Origin of the sequence: Rhodocista pekingensis (assembly GCF_042665545.1) — a bacterium.
In the GTDB taxonomy this organism is placed as follows: domain Bacteria; phylum Pseudomonadota; class Alphaproteobacteria; order Azospirillales; family Azospirillaceae; genus Rhodocista; species Rhodocista pekingensis.
In genome coordinates, this window is sequence record NZ_JBHTCM010000018.1 from 1 (window position 1) to 15,631 (window position 15,631).

The following is a 15,631-nucleotide window of genomic DNA, read 5'->3' on the forward strand; positions in this document are numbered from 1 at the left end:
AACGCGCAGGATGGTCCGACGACTATGCACGCGCCATCCTCGGGCAAATGCGATAGCCGTGCCGCCGCCCGGCCCGACCGGCGACAGGGCGGGCGGACGCGTGCTATGGTCAATGTTCCGGGGAGAGGCGAACAGGGTGCGGGGGCGGAGGGAGTGCCAGATGGCGAAGGACCTCTACGATGCTGATTTCTACGCCTGGACGGCCCGACAGGCGGCCCTTCTGCGGGCCGGGCGATTGGCGGAGGCGGACATCGCGCACATCGCGGAGGAGATCGAGAGCATGGGAAAGACCGAGAAGCGCGAGTTGGTAAGCCGGCTTTCGGTCCTCCTGCTGCATCTTCTGAAATGGCGGTTCCAGCCCGCCCGCCGTTCCGCGAGTTGGGAGGCGACGGTCAGGGTCCAGCGCGACGATCTGGCCGACCACCTCCGTGACAATCCTAGCCTGCGAGCGACCCTCGACGGGGCCGTGGCGGACGCCTACCGCAAGGCCGCCATCCTGGCCACGGGCGAAACCGGCCTGCGCCGGGACACCTTCCCCGCCACCTGCCCCTGGTCCGTCGCGCAGATTCTGGACGAGGACTTCTGGCCGGAGTGAGCCGTTACTTGTCTGATCCCTTTGATGCCGATGGGCGCGAATATGATGTTGGCGTCAGCTAACTGGCTGTTTGGGTATTCAGACAGCCTCAAATATTGTTGCCTTTTTGTGTGGTCCAGGTTTGATGCCGAATTCGAACAACTTCTGAGTTTTCCCATTGCTCCATCCATAGGCTGAAATGAAGCATATTCCTGCGTTCATTATTGATCTATCGCTTCTAGTTCTTATGCCGTCTATTTTGATGTAGCAGCTTTGGATATGGCTGTATTCTTGAAGCGTGCTCTGTTTTGATGAAAGCACAACTTCCGTTGATTGGAAATCAAGAAAATCAAGGGTGTATTCAAGAGTTTCGATCTTAAATCTTTGCCAAAGAATTAATCGCGCAATATGGATCAGTTCATGTACCCGAAGCCTGTGGGGTTTTTCTGGCAAATCTATGAGTTTAGCATTGAGCATGGATTCCGCATTTTTGTTCTCCGAAGTTTCTTCAACTGAACTAATTGGGCTTTTGTCAGGAGCGCGCTTCGGGTCGCCAAAAAACACCTGGTGACGGAAAAATACAGCTCGCCGAATTGCTTCACCTTGAGTGATATTTTCGAGGGCTGCCAACGCTCGAACCAGAATATCAAAATCTGGGTCATCAATTTCAAAAATCATGTTGGCCTCGGCATGAATGTCGTCACGCTTAGAGTATAGGCGCCGCTGACTTCCCTTGAGAAGGCGTGATGAATTTTGGAGGATTGCGAACGGGACCGCGGTGTCATCCGCTGACCAGCGCGCCCGCCGGAACAGGCCTCCGTCTTTTCCGGTCTCTGCACGGCTCCGGTCCACCGTCCGGCCCGGCCGGCGACAGGGTCAGGGCAGGGCTCGGGGCAGGGCTCGGGGCGGGCTCAGGGTTCGGCCCAGCGGACCCGCGGCTGGCGGACCTGGGCGTCCACCTCGGCCAGGGAGTCGGGGGTGCCGACATGGAACCAGGGGCCGTCATGGCGCAGGCCATAGAGCCGGCCCGAGGCTTCCGCCGCGTGCCACAGCGCGGCGTTGCCCGCCGGTCCCTCCGGCAGGTCGCGGTAGGCGTCCGGTCTGGCGATCATCACCCCGGCGGCGACGAAGGGGGCGATGTCGTCGCCCCCGCGGTAGCGCAGCCGTCCGGCCGGGTCCATGTGATAGTCGCCGCGCCCCTCATAGCCCACGGCCCAGACGGTGGGCATCAGCAGCAGCAGGAAGTCCATCTCCGCCGGGTCCCAGCGGCGGGCCAGCCGGGTCAGGGCGGGCACCGGCCCGTCCAGCCAGAGCACGTCGGAATTCACCACGTAGAACGGCGCGTCGCCCAGCAGCGGCAGGGCCTTGCGGATGCCGCCCGCCGTCTCCAGCAGCGTCTCCTCGCGCGACAGGTGGGTGCGCGGCGCCCGGGTGCGGGCGGCCAGATGCGCCTCCACCTGGTCGGCCAGCCAGTGGGCGTTGACGACGGCGTCCTCCACCCCGGCGCTGGCCAGCCGGTCCAGCGCATGGTCCAGCAGCGTCTGCCCGCCCACCTGCACCAGCGGCTTCGGCCGGGTCAGGGTCAGCGGCCGCATGCGCAGGCCCAGCCCGGCGGCCAGCACCATGGCGCGGCGCGGCGCGTCCCCGGGCAGGCGGTGGTACTGGTCGGTCATGCGGCGTCCCCTTGCAGGATAAGGTCCACGGCCCCGTCGGCCGGCAGGCTGTCGCGCATCCAGGCGGCCACCGGCGCCAGGGCCGGGTGCCGCAGCTTGGCCGCGAGCTGGCCCCAGACGCGGGGCAGGAAGACGAACTGCCGGGCCGGCCGGCCCGCCGCCAGCTCGGCCACCCGGCCCAGGATGCGGGCATGGCGCACGGCGCCCAGCACGGCATCGGCCGCAGCGAAGGCGTCGGCGTCGATCTCCGGGAAGGCGTCCCGGTAGCGCGCCCGCATGGCGTCGGCGATCTCCGCCGGCACGTCGCGGCGGGCGTCCTCCAGCAGCGACAGCAGGTCGTAGGCGACCGGCCCCAGGCCGGCATCCTGCACGTCCAGCAGGCCGCAGGCCCGCACGCCCGGCCGCTCGGGCAGCAGCATCAGGTTGCCGGGGTGGTAGTCGCGCAGCAGCAGGCTGTCCGGCACGGCGAAGGCGGCCGGCAGCACCGCCCGCCACGCCGCCTCCAGCGCGCCGCGCGCCGCCGCCGTCGGGGCGGCTCCCGTGGCGGCCGGCAGGTAGGCGTCGGCGAACAGCATCACCTGCCGGGTGAACAGGTCCGCGTCGTAACGGGGCAGCCCGGCGGCCGTGGCGGGGTCGAACCGGCGGTGCAGCGCCACCAGCACGTCCGTCGCCAGGGTGTAGAGCGGCCGGGGATCGTCGCCGCGCTCCAGCAGGCGGGCGAAACTGTCGTCGCCCAGATCCTCCAGCAGCAGCAGCCCGTCGGCATCGTCGCCCGCCTCCGTCACCGGGGCGGACAGGCCGCAGCCGCGCAGGATGCCGCAGATCCGGACGAAGGGCGGCACCTGTGCCGCGGCCGGGCCGGGGGCGTCCATCAGGATGCGGGTCCGGCCGTCCGCCGCCCGCAGCCGCTCGTAGCGGCGGGCGGACCAGTCGGCCCCCATCGGCCCGCGTGCCGCGGCCCCCCAGCCGGCGTCGGCCAGGAAGGCGGCGATGCGGGCGTCGCGCTCCGGCGTCAGCATGACAGGCTCTCCAGCCGCGGCGTCCAGGACGGCGATCCGGCCAGGGTGGCGGTGCGGGACTCCGGGCCGGTGACAGTCAGCGTCAGGTCCAGCCGGTCTGCCGGCAGCAGGTCGCCCAGCCGCTCGGGCCATTCCACCAGCGCGCAGCCGCCGGCCTGCGCCTCCTCCCAGCCCAGCTCCGCCACCTCCTCCGGCCCGGACAGGCGGTAGAGGTCGAAGTGCCAGAGGTCGAAGCGGGGCAGGGGATAGACCTGCACCAGGGTGAAGGTGGGGCTCGGCACCTCCTCCTCCGGGTTGCCGGACAGCGACCGGATCAGTGCGCGGGAGAAGGCGGTCTTGCCCGCCCCCAGCCCGCCATACAGGCAGACCGTGTCGCCCGGCCGCAGCAGGTCGCCCAGGGCGGCGGCCAGCCGGGCGGTGGCGGCCTCGTCGGGCAGGTCGATGCGCAAATCGGGGATCATGGCGGCGGAAACGTCAAGGGGGCCGGCCGCGGGGACCGGGGCGGCGCATTCTGCGAATCCCGCCGCCCGCCCGCAAGGGACGTTTCCGCGCCTTTTTCGTGGGCCCGACGTTCCCGCGCCGCTCCCTCCCGTACCCGGCGAGGGGGCGACATTCCGGCGCCCCGGTGCCCGCAGGCCGGGCAGGAACCTTGCGTGCCGGCGGAAAAGGGTACATCAAGGCCCCTCCCTCCCTTCCAACCGCACGCGCCATGTCTCCCACGATTCACAAGACGGACGTCGTCGTCATCGGGGCCGGTCCTGTCGGCCTGTTCGCCGTGTTCGAATGCGGCATGCTGAAGATGCGCACCCATGTGGTGGACGCGCTCGACATGCTCGGCGGCCAGTGTACGGCGCTCTATCCGGAGAAGCCGATCTACGACATCCCCGGCCACCCCGCCATCGAGGCGGCGGAGCTGATCGACCGGCTGGCGGCCCAGGCGGCGCCCTTCGCCCCGACCTACCATCTCGGCCAGCAGGTGGAGACGCTGACCCGGCTGGAGGATGGCGGCTGGCGCGTCGGCACCAGCAAGGGCGTGCAGATCGACTGCAAGGCGGTGATCGTCGCCGCCGGCGTCGGCGCCTTCGGCCCGAACAAGCCGCCGCTCGACGGGCTGGAGGCGTATGAGGGCCGCAGCATCTTCTACCTCGTCCACCGCCGCCAGGCCTTCGCCGGCCAGCGCGTGGTGATCGCCGGCGGCGGCGACAGCGCCGTGGACTGGGCCATCAGCCTGGCCGAGGTCGCCGCCAAGGTCATGGTCGTCCACCGCCGGCCGAAGTTCCGCGCCGCCCCGGAGAGCGTGGGCCGGATGGAGGCGCTGGCCGCCGAGGGCCGGATCGAGATGGTGATCCCCTACCAGCTCTCCGGCCTGGAAGGGGCGGACGGCCGGCTGACCGGCGTCCGCGTCGCCGACCTGGAAGGGGTGGAGAAGGTGCTGGAGGCGGACGTGCTGCTGCCCTTCTTCGGCCTCGCCATGAATCTCGGCCCGATCGCGGAATGGGGCATGGAACTGGAGAAGGGCCACATCCAGGTGGACCCGCGCACCCTGGCCACCAGCCAGCCCGGCATCCACGCCGTCGGCGACATCGCCCACTATCCGGGCAAGCTGAAGCTGATCCTCTGCGGCTTCAGCGAGGCCGCCATGGCGGCCCACGCCGTCCACCCGCTGGTCCATCCGGGCGAGGCGCTGTCCTTCCAGTACAGCACCAGCAAGGGCGTCCCCGGCGCGAACTGACGGCCGCCGGGCAGGGCGGGCAGGGAACGCGGATGGCCGCGGATGCCGGCTGCGTCGGCGCACGGATGGTGCGGAGGGGAGGGATCTTCATCCGTGTCATCCGCGGATATCCGTGTCCATCCGTGTTCATGGCCCCCGCCCCGACCCCGCTGTGTTCGTCGCATCCCATCCCCACATGGCGGCGGCGATTTCGGCGACTGTCCGCATGGCGACGTCGAAGCCGATCCTGTCTCCGTAGACCATGTCCGTCATGAAGGCGTCGTACTGCCGTCCATGCTCGGGATCTTTGACAAGTGCGTCCAACGCCCGGCGCGTGGCCTCTTCGGGATCGTCGGCGTAGCCTGGGTGCCGGTTCCGGAACTGCACCGCATCCTGTCCGGCGATTTCGCGTGCCATGCTGCCCACATCGCCGGGATCTATGGAATCGCGGATCATGTGCAGGTCGTAGACGTGCCGGATGATCCGATTGTCGAACCGCCCGGCATCCCCTTCCAGTCTGGCAGCGATCCGTCGCGTCAGCGATACGATCTTCTCCGCGGCGGTTTCGGCGATGGAGACGCAGGCAATGCCGGCCACTTCGGCGGGCTGGCCGTAGGCCTCAGCGGCGAGTGACGACACCGGACGGAGTTCCGCCGCCCGGCGCAGCACCGAAACGACCGTTTCGATCCTGATCCGGGGATCGAGGATGGAGGCATCCTTCGTGGCGCGGTCATAGGTGAGACGGTACGAGACATGCCTGTTCTCGTTCCGCGCGAGGAGGGGCGGTTCGTCCGCCTCGGCTTCCGTGTGGTCGAGATGGAGGCCGACCCTGCCGAACTCCTGAATCAGAGCTTCCTTCAGGGTGCTCAGCACCTTCCTCTGCTTGGTCGCGCCGGCGGCTGCAAGCCCGGGAGAAAGAACGAGCTTGATGTCCAGGTCTTCGGACATCCGCTTGATCCTGCCATGCGCACGGGCAAGGCAGGTTCCCCCGGCGAAGACGAACCGGACACCGTCTGTCTTCAGTTCTGAGAATATTTTCAGGACTTTGACAATCTCCAGATCCTTCTCGACGACACTGACGCCGGAGAAGCCGAAGAAATCCTGTACAGCTCCGAGATCATACCTCGGATCGCTCAAAAACGACCTCCTTGCCCCGGAACGATATCTTGCGGGAGAATCGGTTTGCCACGCGGAACGAGGCGTTCACAGGGATCTGCGTACTGCGACCGGAGTTGTAGTCCTGAGCGGCCTGCCCGGGCTGCCAGACGACCTTGAGCTTGTCGAGCGCCTGTCTGACGGCCCCCTCCAGGCCCCCCGGTGCGGTGAGCATCGGTTTGCCGGTGATCGGACTCTGGCGGGCCCTGGCGTAGACACCATAGCCGAGACGAACCAGCGTGCCCTCGCGGACAAGCGCACGGGCGGCGCGGAGCACGGTATCGTACTCGGCGGAGTCGGGGCTGGCCCTGGTGAAATCCCGCGGCAGGAACACGTCGTCGTTCGAGCGGGTTACCAGTTCCGCAAGCTGTTGCTTCGCCGTCCTGGGCTTGCGCATCGCCTCCTCCAGATACTTCGGATACTACGGCAAACACCCGACAAGGGCAATCATTTCATTCATTTTAAACAATGAGTTATGGCTTTCCGCCCAGCGTTTTCGACGCTGACTGTGCGCAGGCTGACACCGGCCCCGCACCTGTCGTCGGCGCCGGCGGACAGGGGGTGTTGATATGGTTCAGCTTTCTGGTGCTGCCCTCCCGCCCGCAAGCCGGCGGGAACCGCGGGGAGCTGTGGGAAATGGGGGGTGCGGCTTGCCGGGTCGGCGCGGCCCGCCTATCGTCGGTGCATGCAGGATGCCATGCCCGACGGGGTCCCCTCCAGCCAGCCGGCGGTCTTCCGCGCCGTGCTGCACCCGCACCGCAGCCTGGGGCCGCGGGGGTTCCGCATCCTGATGGGGGCTCTCGTCGCCGTCTCCGTCGTCGTCGGGGGCCTGTTCCTGGCGAACGGGGCGTGGCCCGTGGTCGGCTTCTTCGGGCTGGACGTGCTGCTGGTCTGGCTCGCCTTCCAGGCCAGCTACCGCAGTGGCCGGCTCTATGAGACGGTGGAGCTGACGCCCGAGCGCCTGACCGTGCAGCGGGTGGAGCCGGCGCGGCCGGTGCGGACCTGGACCTTCCAGCCCTACTGGCTGCGCGTCGCCATGGACGACCCGCCGCAGCACCACAGCCATGTCACGCTCAGCTCGCGCGGCACCACGGTGATCGTCGGCAGCTTCCTGTCGCCGCCGGAGCGGCTGGACTTCGCCAACGCCCTGCGCCGCGCCCTGGACCGCGTGCGCCGCCCGCCCGGCCCCGGCTGACCGGCGCGGACTGACCGGCATCAGCCCCCGACCGGCATCAGCCCGACCGGGGCCTTCAGGCGGCGCGGGGGCCCGGCACGGCGTGGCTCAGGGCGAACAGGCCGGTCGCGGCGGCCACGATGGCCGGCCCGGTCGGCAGGTCGGCCCAGAGCGACCCCGCCATGCCCAGCCCCACGGCCGCCGCCCCCATGCCGGCCGCGACCACGGCCATGATCTCGGGCGTGCGGGCGAAGCGCCGCGCCGCCGCCGCCGGGATCACCAGCAGCGAGGTCACCAGCAGGATGCCCACGATCTTCATGGCGAAGGCGATGGTGGCCGCGATCAGCAGCATGAAGACCAGCCGCACGGCGCGCACCGGCACGCCCTCCACCCGCGCCAGATCCTCATCCACCGTCAGGGCCAGCAGCCGGCGCCAGATCGCCGCCAGCACGGCCAGCACCAGCGCCCCGCCCGCCCAGATCCAGAGCAGGTCCGCCGGCGTCACCGCCAGCACGTCGCCGAACAGATAGGCCATCAGGTCCACCCGCAGCGCCTCCATCAGCGCCAGCGCCAGCAGCCCGACGCTCAGCGCGGAATGGGAGACGATGCCCAGCAGCGTGTCGCTGGCCAGCCGGCGCTGTTCCTGGAGCACGGTCAGCAGCACGGCGATGCCGACGCAGACCAGCGCCACCCCGACATTCAGCCCGATCCCGAACAGGAAGCCCAGCGCCACGCCCAGCAGGGCGGAATGGGCCAGCGTGTCGCCGAAATAGGCCATGCGGCGCCAGACGACGACGCAGCCCAGCGGCCCCGCCACCAGGGCCAGACCGACACCGCCCAGCAGCGCCCGCAGCACGAAGTCATCCAGCATGCCGGCCGCCCTTTCTCCCGACCTTGCCCCCGCCCGTTCCGGCGCCGCCGGTCATCGCCGTGCCCCCGTGTCCGGCCGGCCGGGCCGGTGGTGGTCATGCCCGTGTCCGTGCCGGTGTGCCGCCTCCTGCCCCACGGGCACGACGCAGCCGTCGGCGGCGTGGCCGTGGTCGTGCAGGTGGTGGTAGACGGCCAGCGCCTCGGCATGGCGGCCGAACAGGGCGACATAGTCGGGGTGGCGGCTCACATCCTCCGGCCGGCCGGAGCAGCAGACATGCCGGTTCAGGCAGATCACGGTGTCGGTGCGGGCCATCACCAGATGCAGGTCGTGGCTGACCAGCAGCACGCCGCAGCCGCGCCGGCGCCGGATGTCCGCGATCAGCTCGAACAGCGCGATCTGGCCATGCACGTCCACCGCCTGCACCGGCTCGTCCAGCACCAGCAGGTCGGGCCGGCGCAGGAGCGCACGGGCCAGCAGCACGCGCTGCATCTCGCCCCCCGACAGGGACTGCACGGCCCGGTCCGGCACATGCGGCGCCCCCACCTCGGCCAGCACGGACGCCAGTTCCGCCGGCGTCGCCTTGCCCCACAGGGTCAGGAAGCGGCGGACGCTCAGCGGCAGGGTCGGGTCCACGGCCAGACGCTGCGGCATGTAGCCGATGCTCAGCCCCGGCCGGCGGGCGATCCGTCCGGCCTGCGGCCGCACCAGCCCCAGCACGGTCTTCACCAGTGTCGTCTTGCCGGCCCCGTTGGGCCCGATCAGGGTGACGATCTCCCCCGGCCGCACGGTCAGGTCCACGCCGTCCAGCACGATGCGGTCGCCATAGGCCACCGTCAGACTGCGCGCGTCCAGCAGCGGCGGCTCCGCCGGGAGGCTGGCCGTGGGGATGTCCGCGGGGGTGTCCGGGCGGTCGTCCGGGCCGTCTGAACCCGGCATCTCTGAACCCAGCTTCGGGGCCGTCAGGTCCATGCGGACGCTCCAGGGAAAGGCGGCGCGTTGTACGCCAGCGCGCCAAGCTTGACAAATGTTATAATATAACGATCTGTGTCCGGCACGCACGGCGTCCACGCCCGTTTCCCGAGATGGCAGCCATGGTCCGTTCCTTCCTGCGCCGGGGTTCCGGCCTTCCGAACCGGCCCGGCCCACGCCGGTTCCTCCCCCGCCTGCCGGCCCGTCTCCTGCCGGCCGTCCTTCTGCCGGGGCTCCTCCTGACGGGGCTCCTGGCCCTGCCCGCCACTGCCGGGGCGGAGACGGCGCGGACGGGCGCGCCGCAGGTCGTCGCCAGCGTCAAGCCGCTGCATTCCCTCACCGCGGCGGTGATGGCGGGGGTGGGGGAGCCGCACCTGCTGGTGCGCGGCGCCGCCAGCCCGCACGCCTTCGCGCTGAAGCCGTCGGACGCGCGGGCGCTGGACCGGGCCGACCTGATCGTCTGGGTCGGGCCGGGGCTGGAGGCGTTCCTGGAGAAGCCGGTGCAGGCCCTGGGCGGCAAGGCGCGGTCGCTGCCGCTGCTGGAGGCGCCGGGGGTCCGCACCCTGCCCGGCCGCGCCGGCGGCGCCTGGGAGGACGGCCACGATCATGACCACGATCATGACCACGATCATGACCATGACCATGACCACGATCATGACGGCCATGGCACGGACGGCCTGCCCGACGGGCATATCTGGCTGGACCCGCGCAACGCCCAGGCCATCGTCGCCCATGTCGCCGACGCCCTGACGGCGCTGGACCCGGCCAATGCCGCGACCTACCGCGCCAATGCCGAGCGCACCCGCGCCGCCCTGGCGGAGCTGGACCGGGAGGTGGCGGCCCGGCTGGCCCCCGTGCGCGGCCGGCCCTTCGTCGTCTTCCACGACGCCTACCATTACCTGGAGGACCGCTACGGCCTTGCGGCGGCGGGGGCGATCACCGTCACCCCGGAGCTGCGCCCCTCGGCCTCCCGCCTGCGGGAGCTGCGCGCCCGCATCCGGGAGCTGGGGGCGGCCTGCGTCTTCGCCGAGCCGCAGTTCGAGCCCGCCCTCGTCCGCACGGTGGCCGAGGGCACGGGCGCCCGCACCGGCGTGCTGGACCCCGAAGGCGCCAGCCTGCCGGACGGGCCGGACCTCTATTTCGCCCTGCTGCGCTTCAACGCCGACGCGCTCGCCGGCTGCCTGGGCGGCTGAGGTCACCGGACTGGTGAGGGGCGGTCCGCACTGTGCTATCACCCGCTCCGGAACCAGGGAGACGGGCATGCGGATCGGGATCGTCGGGGCGGCGGGGCGGATGGGGCAGATGCTGGTGCGGGAGGTCGCGGCCACGCCCGGCTGCACCCTGGCCGGCGGAACGGAACGGCCGGGCTCCGCCAATCTGGGCCGTGATCTCGGCACCCTGGCGGGGCTGGAGCCGCTGGGCGTCGCCGCGACGGACGATGCCGCCGCCCTGTTCCGCGCCGCCGACGCGGTGATCGACTTCACCGCCCCTGCGGCCAGCGTCGCCCATGCCCGGCTTGCGGCGGAGACGGGCACGGCGCTGGTGGTCGGCACCACCGGCCTGTCGGAGCAGGATCGCGCGGCCCTGGCCGACAGCGCGACCCGGGCGCCCGTCGTCTTCGCCGCGAACATGAGCCTGGGCGTCAACCTGCTGCTGGGGCTGGTGCGCAAGGTGGCCTCCACCCTCGGCCCCGACTGGGACATCGAGATCCTGGAGATGCACCACCGGCACAAGGTGGACGCGCCCAGCGGCACGGCGCTCGCCCTCGGCCACGCCGCGGCGGAGGGGCGCGCGGTGGCGCTGGAGACGGTCCGGCGCAGCGTGCGCGACGGCCATACCGGCCCGCGCCCGGCGGGGGAGATCGGCTTCGCCACCCTGCGCGGCGGCGACGTGGTGGGCGACCACACCGTGATCTTCGCCGCGGAGGGGGAGCGCATCGAGCTGACCCACAAGGCGGCCAGCCGCGCCATCTTCGCCCGCGGCGCCGTCCGCGCCGCCCTCTGGGCCCCGGCGCAGCCGCCGGGATTCTACTCCATGCAGGACGTGCTGGGGCTGTAGGGGATCAGGCGCCCGCCGGTCCTGCATCTTCCGCCGTCGCCGGGGAAGCGCCGGGCAGGTCCAGCCCGCGGTAGAGATCGGCGAGGCGGACCTCCAGCGGCACCGACTCCAGCCGCAGCACCCCGTCCGGCCCCACCACCAGGTCGGTCAGCCAGCGCGTCTCGTCCAGCCGCCGGTGGACCTCGGCATAGGTGTCGCGGCTGTCCAGCAGCAGCACCTCGCGCACCGACGGGATCAGGCGGTATTCGGGCAGCTTCAGCTTGCGCACCTCCTCCGCCGTGGATTCCGACAGGATCTCCACCAGCAGCAGCGGCGCTTCCGTCAGGCGGGCGCCGCGGCGGTCGGGCGCGCAGGTCACGGCGATGTCGGCCACATAGACGTCGCGCGCCCGCCGGACGGAGGCGACGCCCGCCTCCGAGACGGGCCGGCACGGCTCCCGGCCCGCCAGGGCAGCGATCAGGCTGGCGCCGAGGCGGGCCTGCAACGTACCGTGCGCGCCCGTCTCAAGGGGTCTCGCCACCGGCTCGCCGTCGAACAACTGGTAGCGGCGTTCCGGCCCGTCCCAGGCCAGGAACTCGTCCAGCGTCAGCTTCCGCCGCGCCGCCTCGCCCGCCATCGCCGCCTCCCCTGCTTCCCGCTCCATGCTTCCGGCCCCGTCACGGGACGGAGGATAGCACGAGTCGCGGGCGGGCCCCGCCCTGCCGCAAGCGCAGGCTCCCGATCCGTGACGCACCGCACCACCGCACCGCGGTAGCAACAATTCCCCGTGTCGCCACCCCGGATCGGTACGATTCGATGCGGTTGCTGCGCTGCTTCCGTCAGAAAATAAGTCAGTAGACATGACCTATTCTCTGCGACAGTCTGTCGCCAACTGACAGGGAAACAGGGCATTCACGGGAGGAGGTCGCCATGACGTCCGCAGCGAACCGGCGCGCACTCGCGCAGGTCGGACTCGACGACAAGTACGCCCTCGACAAGGGCCGGGTGTTCATGACCGGCACCCAGGCCCTGGTCCGGCTGCCGATGCTCCAGCGCCAGCGCGACCGCGCCGCCGGGCTGAACACGGCCGGCTTCATCTCGGGCTACCGCGGCTCGCCGCTGGGCGGCTACGACCAGGCGCTGTGGCAGGCGCGGAAGTTCCTGGAGGCCGGCTCGATCCGCTTCCAGCCCGGCGTGAACGAGGAGCTGGGCGCCACCGCCGTCTGGGGCAGCCAGCAGGTCAATCTCTGGCAGGGCGCCACCGTCGATGGCGTCTTCGGCGTCTGGTACGGCAAGGGGCCGGGCGTCGACCGCTCCATCGACGCGCTGAAGCACGCCAACTTCGCCGGCACCGCGCGCCATGGCGGGGTGCTGGCCTTCGCCGGCGACGACCACGCCTGCAAGTCCTCCACCCTGCCGCACCAGTCCGACCACGCCTTCATGCATGCCTTCATGCCGGTCATCAATCCGGCGGGCGTGCAGGAATTCCTGGACATGGGGCTGGTCGGCTGGGCGCTGTCGCGCTTCTCCGGCTGCTGGGTCGGCTTCACCACGGTGGCGGACACGATCGACACCACCGCCATCGTGGACATCGATCCGCTGGGCCTGGAGATCGTGGAACCGGCGGATTTCGAGATGCCGCCGGGCGGGCTGAACATCCGGCTGCACGACACGCCGCTGATCCAGGAGGACCGCATGGTCACCTGGAAGCTGGAGGCGGCGAAGGCGTTCGCCCGCGCCAACCGGCTGGACCGGGTGGTGCTGGGGGCGGAGCGGCCGCGGCTGGGCATCGTCACCATCGGCAAGAGCTATCTGGACGTCCGTCAGGCGCTGGACGAGCTGGGCATCACCCCGGCCCGCGCCGCCGCCCTGGGCCTTGCCGTCTACAAGGTGGCGCTGGCCTGGCCGCTGGAGCCCGACGGCATCCGTGCCTTCGCCGACGGGGCGGAGGAGCTGCTGGTGGTGGAGGAGAAGCGCTCCGTCCTGGAGGCGCAGATCAAGGACCAGCTCTACCACTGGGACCGCCGCCCCCGCGTGCTGGGCAAGACCGACGCCGAGGGCCGGCCGCTGTTCACCGCCAAGGCCGAGCTGAACCCGGTGGAGATCGCCCGCGTGCTGGCGCGACGGCTGCTGGCGCTGGCGCCGGACGAGGAGATCGCCCGCCGGCTGGAGGCGATCGAGGCGCAGCTCCGCCGCACCACCCCGGCCGCCACGGTGATCCGGGCGCCCTTCTACTGCTCCGGCTGCCCGCACAACACCTCGACCCGGCTGCCCGACGGCAGCCGCGGGCTGGCCGGCATCGGCTGCCACTACATGGTCACCTGGATGGGCCGCAACACGGACGTGTTCAGCCAGATGGGCGGCGAGGGCGTCCACTGGATCGGGCAGGCGCCCTTCACCAAGGAAGAGCATGTCTTCGCCAACCTGGGCGACGGCACCTATTTCCACAGCGGCATCCTGGCGGTGCGGGCCGCCGTGGCCGCCAAGGTGAACATCACCTACAAGATCCTCTACAATGACGCCGTCGCCATGACCGGCGGCCAGCCGGTGGACGGCACGCTCTCCGTCCACGACATCGCCCAGCAGCTCGACGCCGAGGGCGTGTCCCGCGTCGTCGTCGTCTCCGACGATCCGGCGAAGTACGGCTCCGGCAAGGGCCTGCCGGCCGGCACCGCCATCCACCACCGCGACGCCCTGGACACGGTGCAGCAGGAGCTGCGCGCCGTGCCCGGCGTCAGCGTGCTGATCTACGAACAGACCTGCGCCGCCGAGAAGCGCCGCCGGCGCAAGCGCGGCCGCATGCCGGACCCGGCCCGCCGCGTCGTCGTGAACGAGCTGGTGTGCGAGGGCTGCGGCGACTGCTCCGTCCAGTCCAACTGCCTGTCCGTCACCCCTGTGGAGACGGAGTACGGGCGCAAGCGGCAGATCGACCAGTCCTCCTGCAACAAGGATTTCTCCTGCCTCAAGGGCTTCTGCCCCAGCTTCGTGACGGTGGAGGGCGGCAGCCTGCGCCGGCCCGCCCCGGCCGAGGCCGGCAGCGCCGCCGCGTCCATGGATCTGCCCGAGCCGGAGATCCCCGTGCTGGAGCGGCCCTGGAACATCCTGGTCACCGGCATCGGCGGCACCGGCGTCGTCACCATCGGCGCCATCCTGGGCATGGCCACGCACCTGGAGGGGCGCGGCTTCACCGCCATGGACATGGCCGGGCTGGCGCAGAAGGGCGGCGCCGTCACCAGCCACCTGCGCATCGCCGAACGGCCCGACCGCATCCACGCCAACCGCATCGTCGCCGGCGGGGCCGATCTGGTGCTGGCCTGCGACGTGGTGGTGGCCGCCAACGCCGACAGCCTGTCCAAGCTGCGCGCCGGGCACAGCCGCGCCATCGTCAACACGGCCGAGACGGTCACCGCCGCCTTCGTCACCAACCCCGACGCCCGCATCGGGGCGGGCAACCTCGTCTCCACCATCGCCCGCGCCGCCGGCGGGGCGGACCAGGTGATGGCGCTGGACGCCACGAAGATCGCCACGGCGCTGTGCGGCGACAGCATCGCCACCAACCTCTTCATGCTGGGCTACGCCTACCAGAAGGGGCTGGTGCCGACCTCCGCCGCCGCCATCGAGAGGGCGATCGAGATGAACGGGGCGGCGGTGGCGATGAACACCGACGCCTTCCGCTGGGGCCGCCGCGCCGCGCACGACCTGCCGGCGGTGCTGGCGGCGGCCTTCCCGCCCGATGCCGGCACGGACGCGCTGTTCGCCCACCGCCGCCTGTCGGAGGGGCTGGACGAGGTGATCGCCCGCCGCGTCGCCTTCCTGACCGGCTACCAGGACGCCCGCTACGCCGAGAGCTACCGCACGCTGGTGGAGCGGGTGCGCACGGCCGAGGCCGCCGCCGCCCCCGGCCGGACGGAGCTGACGGAGACGGTGGCCCGCACCCTGCACCGGCTGATGGCCTACAAGGACGAGTACGAGGTGGCCCGGCTCTATGTGGACACCGACTTCCTGGCCCAGGTGAAGAGCCAGTTCGAGGGCGACTACACCCTGAACGTCCATCTCTCCCCGCCGGCGACGGCCAAGGTCGATCCCGCGACCGGGCGGATGAAGAAGCAGGTCTACGGCCCCTGGGTGCTGACCCTGTTCCGCGTGCTGGCCCGGATGAAGCGGCTGCGCGGCACCGCCTTCGACCCGTTCGGCCGCCTGCCCGAACGGCAGACGGAGCGCCGCCTGATCGTGGAGTACCGCGCCACGGTGGAGGAGCTGCTGCGCGGCCTGACGGCGGAGAACCACGCGCTGGCCGTGGAGATCGCCGCCCTTCCCGACCGCATCCGCGGCTTCGGCCATGTCAAGGAGGCGAACCTGGAGAAGACCAGGGCCGAGGAAGCCGCCCTCCTCGCCACCTGGCGCAACCCCGCCGCCGCCCTGGCCCGCGCGGCGGAGTAGGGGCGGGG

15 protein-coding genes are annotated in these 15,631 nt (G+C 70.8%); 6 read left to right on the forward strand and 9 right to left on the reverse strand.

Going from position 1 to position 15,631, the window contains the following annotated elements:
* The first annotated feature begins 160 nt into the window (after positions 1 to 160).
* Entirely contained in the window at positions 161 to 595 is a 435-nt protein-coding gene (locus tag ACFQPS_RS15460; RefSeq protein WP_377360119.1) for a DUF29 domain-containing protein, read from the forward strand.
* A 78-nt stretch (positions 596 to 673) separates the two neighbouring features.
* Here the strand turns inward: ACFQPS_RS15460 and ACFQPS_RS15465 are convergent, their stop codons facing one another.
* The 4 genes from ACFQPS_RS15465 to tsaE all read right to left on the reverse strand — a co-directional run bounded on the left by ACFQPS_RS15465 (position 674) and on the right by tsaE (position 3,727).
* Positions 674 to 1,252 (reverse strand): hypothetical protein, encoded by a 579-nt coding sequence (locus ACFQPS_RS15465; protein ID WP_377360120.1) that lies wholly within the window; start codon positions 1,250 to 1,252, stop codon positions 674 to 676.
* 233 nt (positions 1,253 to 1,485) lie between these two features.
* On the reverse strand, positions 1,486 to 2,247 hold the full coding sequence (locus ACFQPS_RS15470; RefSeq protein WP_377360121.1) for a nucleotidyltransferase family protein: 762 nt from the start codon (positions 2,245 to 2,247) through the stop codon (positions 1,486 to 1,488).
* Positions 2,244 to 3,266 carry an aminoglycoside phosphotransferase family protein gene (locus ACFQPS_RS15475; protein ID WP_377360122.1) on the reverse strand — a complete coding sequence of 341 codons (1,023 nt, stop codon included), beginning with the start codon at positions 3,264 to 3,266 and terminating at the stop codon, positions 2,244 to 2,246. The genes ACFQPS_RS15470 and ACFQPS_RS15475 overlap by 4 nt, the downstream gene beginning before the upstream one ends.
* Complete coding sequence (gene tsaE / locus ACFQPS_RS15480; RefSeq protein ID WP_377360123.1) at positions 3,260 to 3,727, reverse strand: tRNA (adenosine(37)-N6)-threonylcarbamoyltransferase complex ATPase subunit type 1 TsaE; 468 nt, start codon at positions 3,725 to 3,727, stop codon at positions 3,260 to 3,262. The genes ACFQPS_RS15475 and tsaE overlap by 7 nt, the downstream gene beginning before the upstream one ends.
* Positions 3,728 to 3,975: 248 nt before the next feature.
* Between tsaE and ACFQPS_RS15485 the strand changes: the two genes are divergently transcribed.
* Positions 3,976 to 4,998 carry an NAD(P)/FAD-dependent oxidoreductase gene (locus ACFQPS_RS15485; RefSeq protein ID WP_377360124.1) on the forward strand — a complete coding sequence of 341 codons (1,023 nt, stop codon included), beginning with the start codon at positions 3,976 to 3,978 and terminating at the stop codon, positions 4,996 to 4,998.
* A gap of 126 nt (positions 4,999 to 5,124) precedes the next feature.
* Here ACFQPS_RS15485 and ACFQPS_RS15490 read toward each other — a convergent pair whose 3' ends face one another.
* Positions 5,125 to 6,114, reverse strand: a complete 990-nt coding sequence (locus ACFQPS_RS15490; RefSeq protein ID WP_377360125.1) for a nucleotidyl transferase AbiEii/AbiGii toxin family protein — start codon at positions 6,112 to 6,114, stop codon at positions 5,125 to 5,127.
* Complete coding sequence (locus tag ACFQPS_RS15495; protein WP_377360126.1) at positions 6,095 to 6,529, reverse strand: hypothetical protein; 435 nt, start codon at positions 6,527 to 6,529, stop codon at positions 6,095 to 6,097. The genes ACFQPS_RS15490 and ACFQPS_RS15495 overlap by 20 nt, the downstream gene beginning before the upstream one ends.
* A gap of 300 nt (positions 6,530 to 6,829) precedes the next feature.
* On the opposite strand from ACFQPS_RS15495, the gene ACFQPS_RS15500 reads away from it, so the two are divergent.
* Entirely contained in the window at positions 6,830 to 7,327 is a 498-nt protein-coding gene (locus tag ACFQPS_RS15500) for a DUF2244 domain-containing protein (RefSeq protein ID WP_377360127.1), read from the forward strand.
* Between the two features lie 55 nt (positions 7,328 to 7,382).
* Here ACFQPS_RS15500 and ACFQPS_RS15505 read toward each other — a convergent pair whose 3' ends face one another.
* Positions 7,383 to 8,177, reverse strand: coding sequence for a metal ABC transporter permease (locus ACFQPS_RS15505; RefSeq protein ID WP_377360128.1), 795 nt, complete (start codon positions 8,175 to 8,177; stop codon positions 7,383 to 7,385).
* A 51-nt stretch (positions 8,178 to 8,228) separates the two neighbouring features.
* Positions 8,229 to 9,146, reverse strand: a complete 918-nt coding sequence (gene znuC / locus ACFQPS_RS15510; protein WP_377360129.1) for a zinc ABC transporter ATP-binding protein ZnuC — start codon at positions 9,144 to 9,146, stop codon at positions 8,229 to 8,231.
* Positions 9,147 to 9,268: 122 nt separating this feature from the next.
* On the opposite strand from znuC, the gene znuA reads away from it, so the two are divergent.
* Both znuA and dapB read left to right on the forward strand, forming a co-directional pair.
* A complete protein-coding gene (gene znuA, locus ACFQPS_RS15515; protein WP_377360130.1) occupies positions 9,269 to 10,339 on the forward strand; it encodes a zinc ABC transporter substrate-binding protein ZnuA in 1,071 nt (356 codons plus the stop codon).
* Positions 10,340 to 10,406: 67 nt separating this feature from the next.
* Entirely contained in the window at positions 10,407 to 11,204 is a 798-nt protein-coding gene (dapB, locus tag ACFQPS_RS15520) for a 4-hydroxy-tetrahydrodipicolinate reductase (protein WP_377360131.1), read from the forward strand.
* 4 nt (positions 11,205 to 11,208) lie between these two features.
* Here dapB and ACFQPS_RS15525 read toward each other — a convergent pair whose 3' ends face one another.
* The gene (locus tag ACFQPS_RS15525) at positions 11,209 to 11,847 is read right to left on the reverse strand and encodes a Uma2 family endonuclease (RefSeq protein ID WP_377360132.1); all 639 of its coding nucleotides are present in this window, start codon (positions 11,845 to 11,847) and stop codon (positions 11,209 to 11,211) included.
* A 266-nt stretch (positions 11,848 to 12,113) separates the two neighbouring features.
* Here ACFQPS_RS15525 and ACFQPS_RS15530 point away from each other — a divergent pair, with 266 nt between their 5' ends.
* Positions 12,114 to 15,623 (forward strand): indolepyruvate ferredoxin oxidoreductase family protein, encoded by a 3,510-nt coding sequence (locus ACFQPS_RS15530; protein ID WP_377360133.1) that lies wholly within the window; start codon positions 12,114 to 12,116, stop codon positions 15,621 to 15,623.
* Positions 15,624 to 15,631 lie beyond the last annotated feature (8 nt).

Coding starts and splice junctions, on each gene's coding strand:
- ACFQPS_RS15530 (WP_377360133.1), top strand. CDS start 12,114: ATGACGTCCGCAGCGAACCGGCGCGCACTCGCGCAGGTCGGACTCGAC.
- dapB (WP_377360131.1), top strand. CDS start 10,407: ATGCGGATCGGGATCGTCGGGGCGGCGGGGCGGATGGGGCAGATGCTG.
- ACFQPS_RS15495 (WP_377360126.1), bottom strand. CDS start 6,529: ATGCGCAAGCCCAGGACGGCGAAGCAACAGCTTGCGGAACTGGTAACC.
- znuC (WP_377360129.1), bottom strand. CDS start 9,146: ATGGACCTGACGGCCCCGAAGCTGGGTTCAGAGATGCCGGGTTCAGAC.
- ACFQPS_RS15475 (WP_377360122.1), bottom strand. CDS start 3,266: ATGCTGACGCCGGAGCGCGACGCCCGCATCGCCGCCTTCCTGGCCGAC.
- ACFQPS_RS15465 (WP_377360120.1), bottom strand. CDS start 1,252: ATGATTTTTGAAATTGATGACCCAGATTTTGATATTCTGGTTCGAGCG.
- ACFQPS_RS15500 (WP_377360127.1), top strand. CDS start 6,830: ATGCCCGACGGGGTCCCCTCCAGCCAGCCGGCGGTCTTCCGCGCCGTG.
- ACFQPS_RS15485 (WP_377360124.1), top strand. CDS start 3,976: ATGTCTCCCACGATTCACAAGACGGACGTCGTCGTCATCGGGGCCGGT.
- tsaE (WP_377360123.1), bottom strand. CDS start 3,727: ATGATCCCCGATTTGCGCATCGACCTGCCCGACGAGGCCGCCACCGCC.
- ACFQPS_RS15525 (WP_377360132.1), bottom strand. CDS start 11,847: ATGGAGCGGGAAGCAGGGGAGGCGGCGATGGCGGGCGAGGCGGCGCGG.
- ACFQPS_RS15460 (WP_377360119.1), top strand. CDS start 161: ATGGCGAAGGACCTCTACGATGCTGATTTCTACGCCTGGACGGCCCGA.
- ACFQPS_RS15505 (WP_377360128.1), bottom strand. CDS start 8,177: ATGCTGGATGACTTCGTGCTGCGGGCGCTGCTGGGCGGTGTCGGTCTG.
- ACFQPS_RS15470 (WP_377360121.1), bottom strand. CDS start 2,247: ATGACCGACCAGTACCACCGCCTGCCCGGGGACGCGCCGCGCCGCGCC.
- znuA (WP_377360130.1), top strand. CDS start 9,269: ATGGTCCGTTCCTTCCTGCGCCGGGGTTCCGGCCTTCCGAACCGGCCC.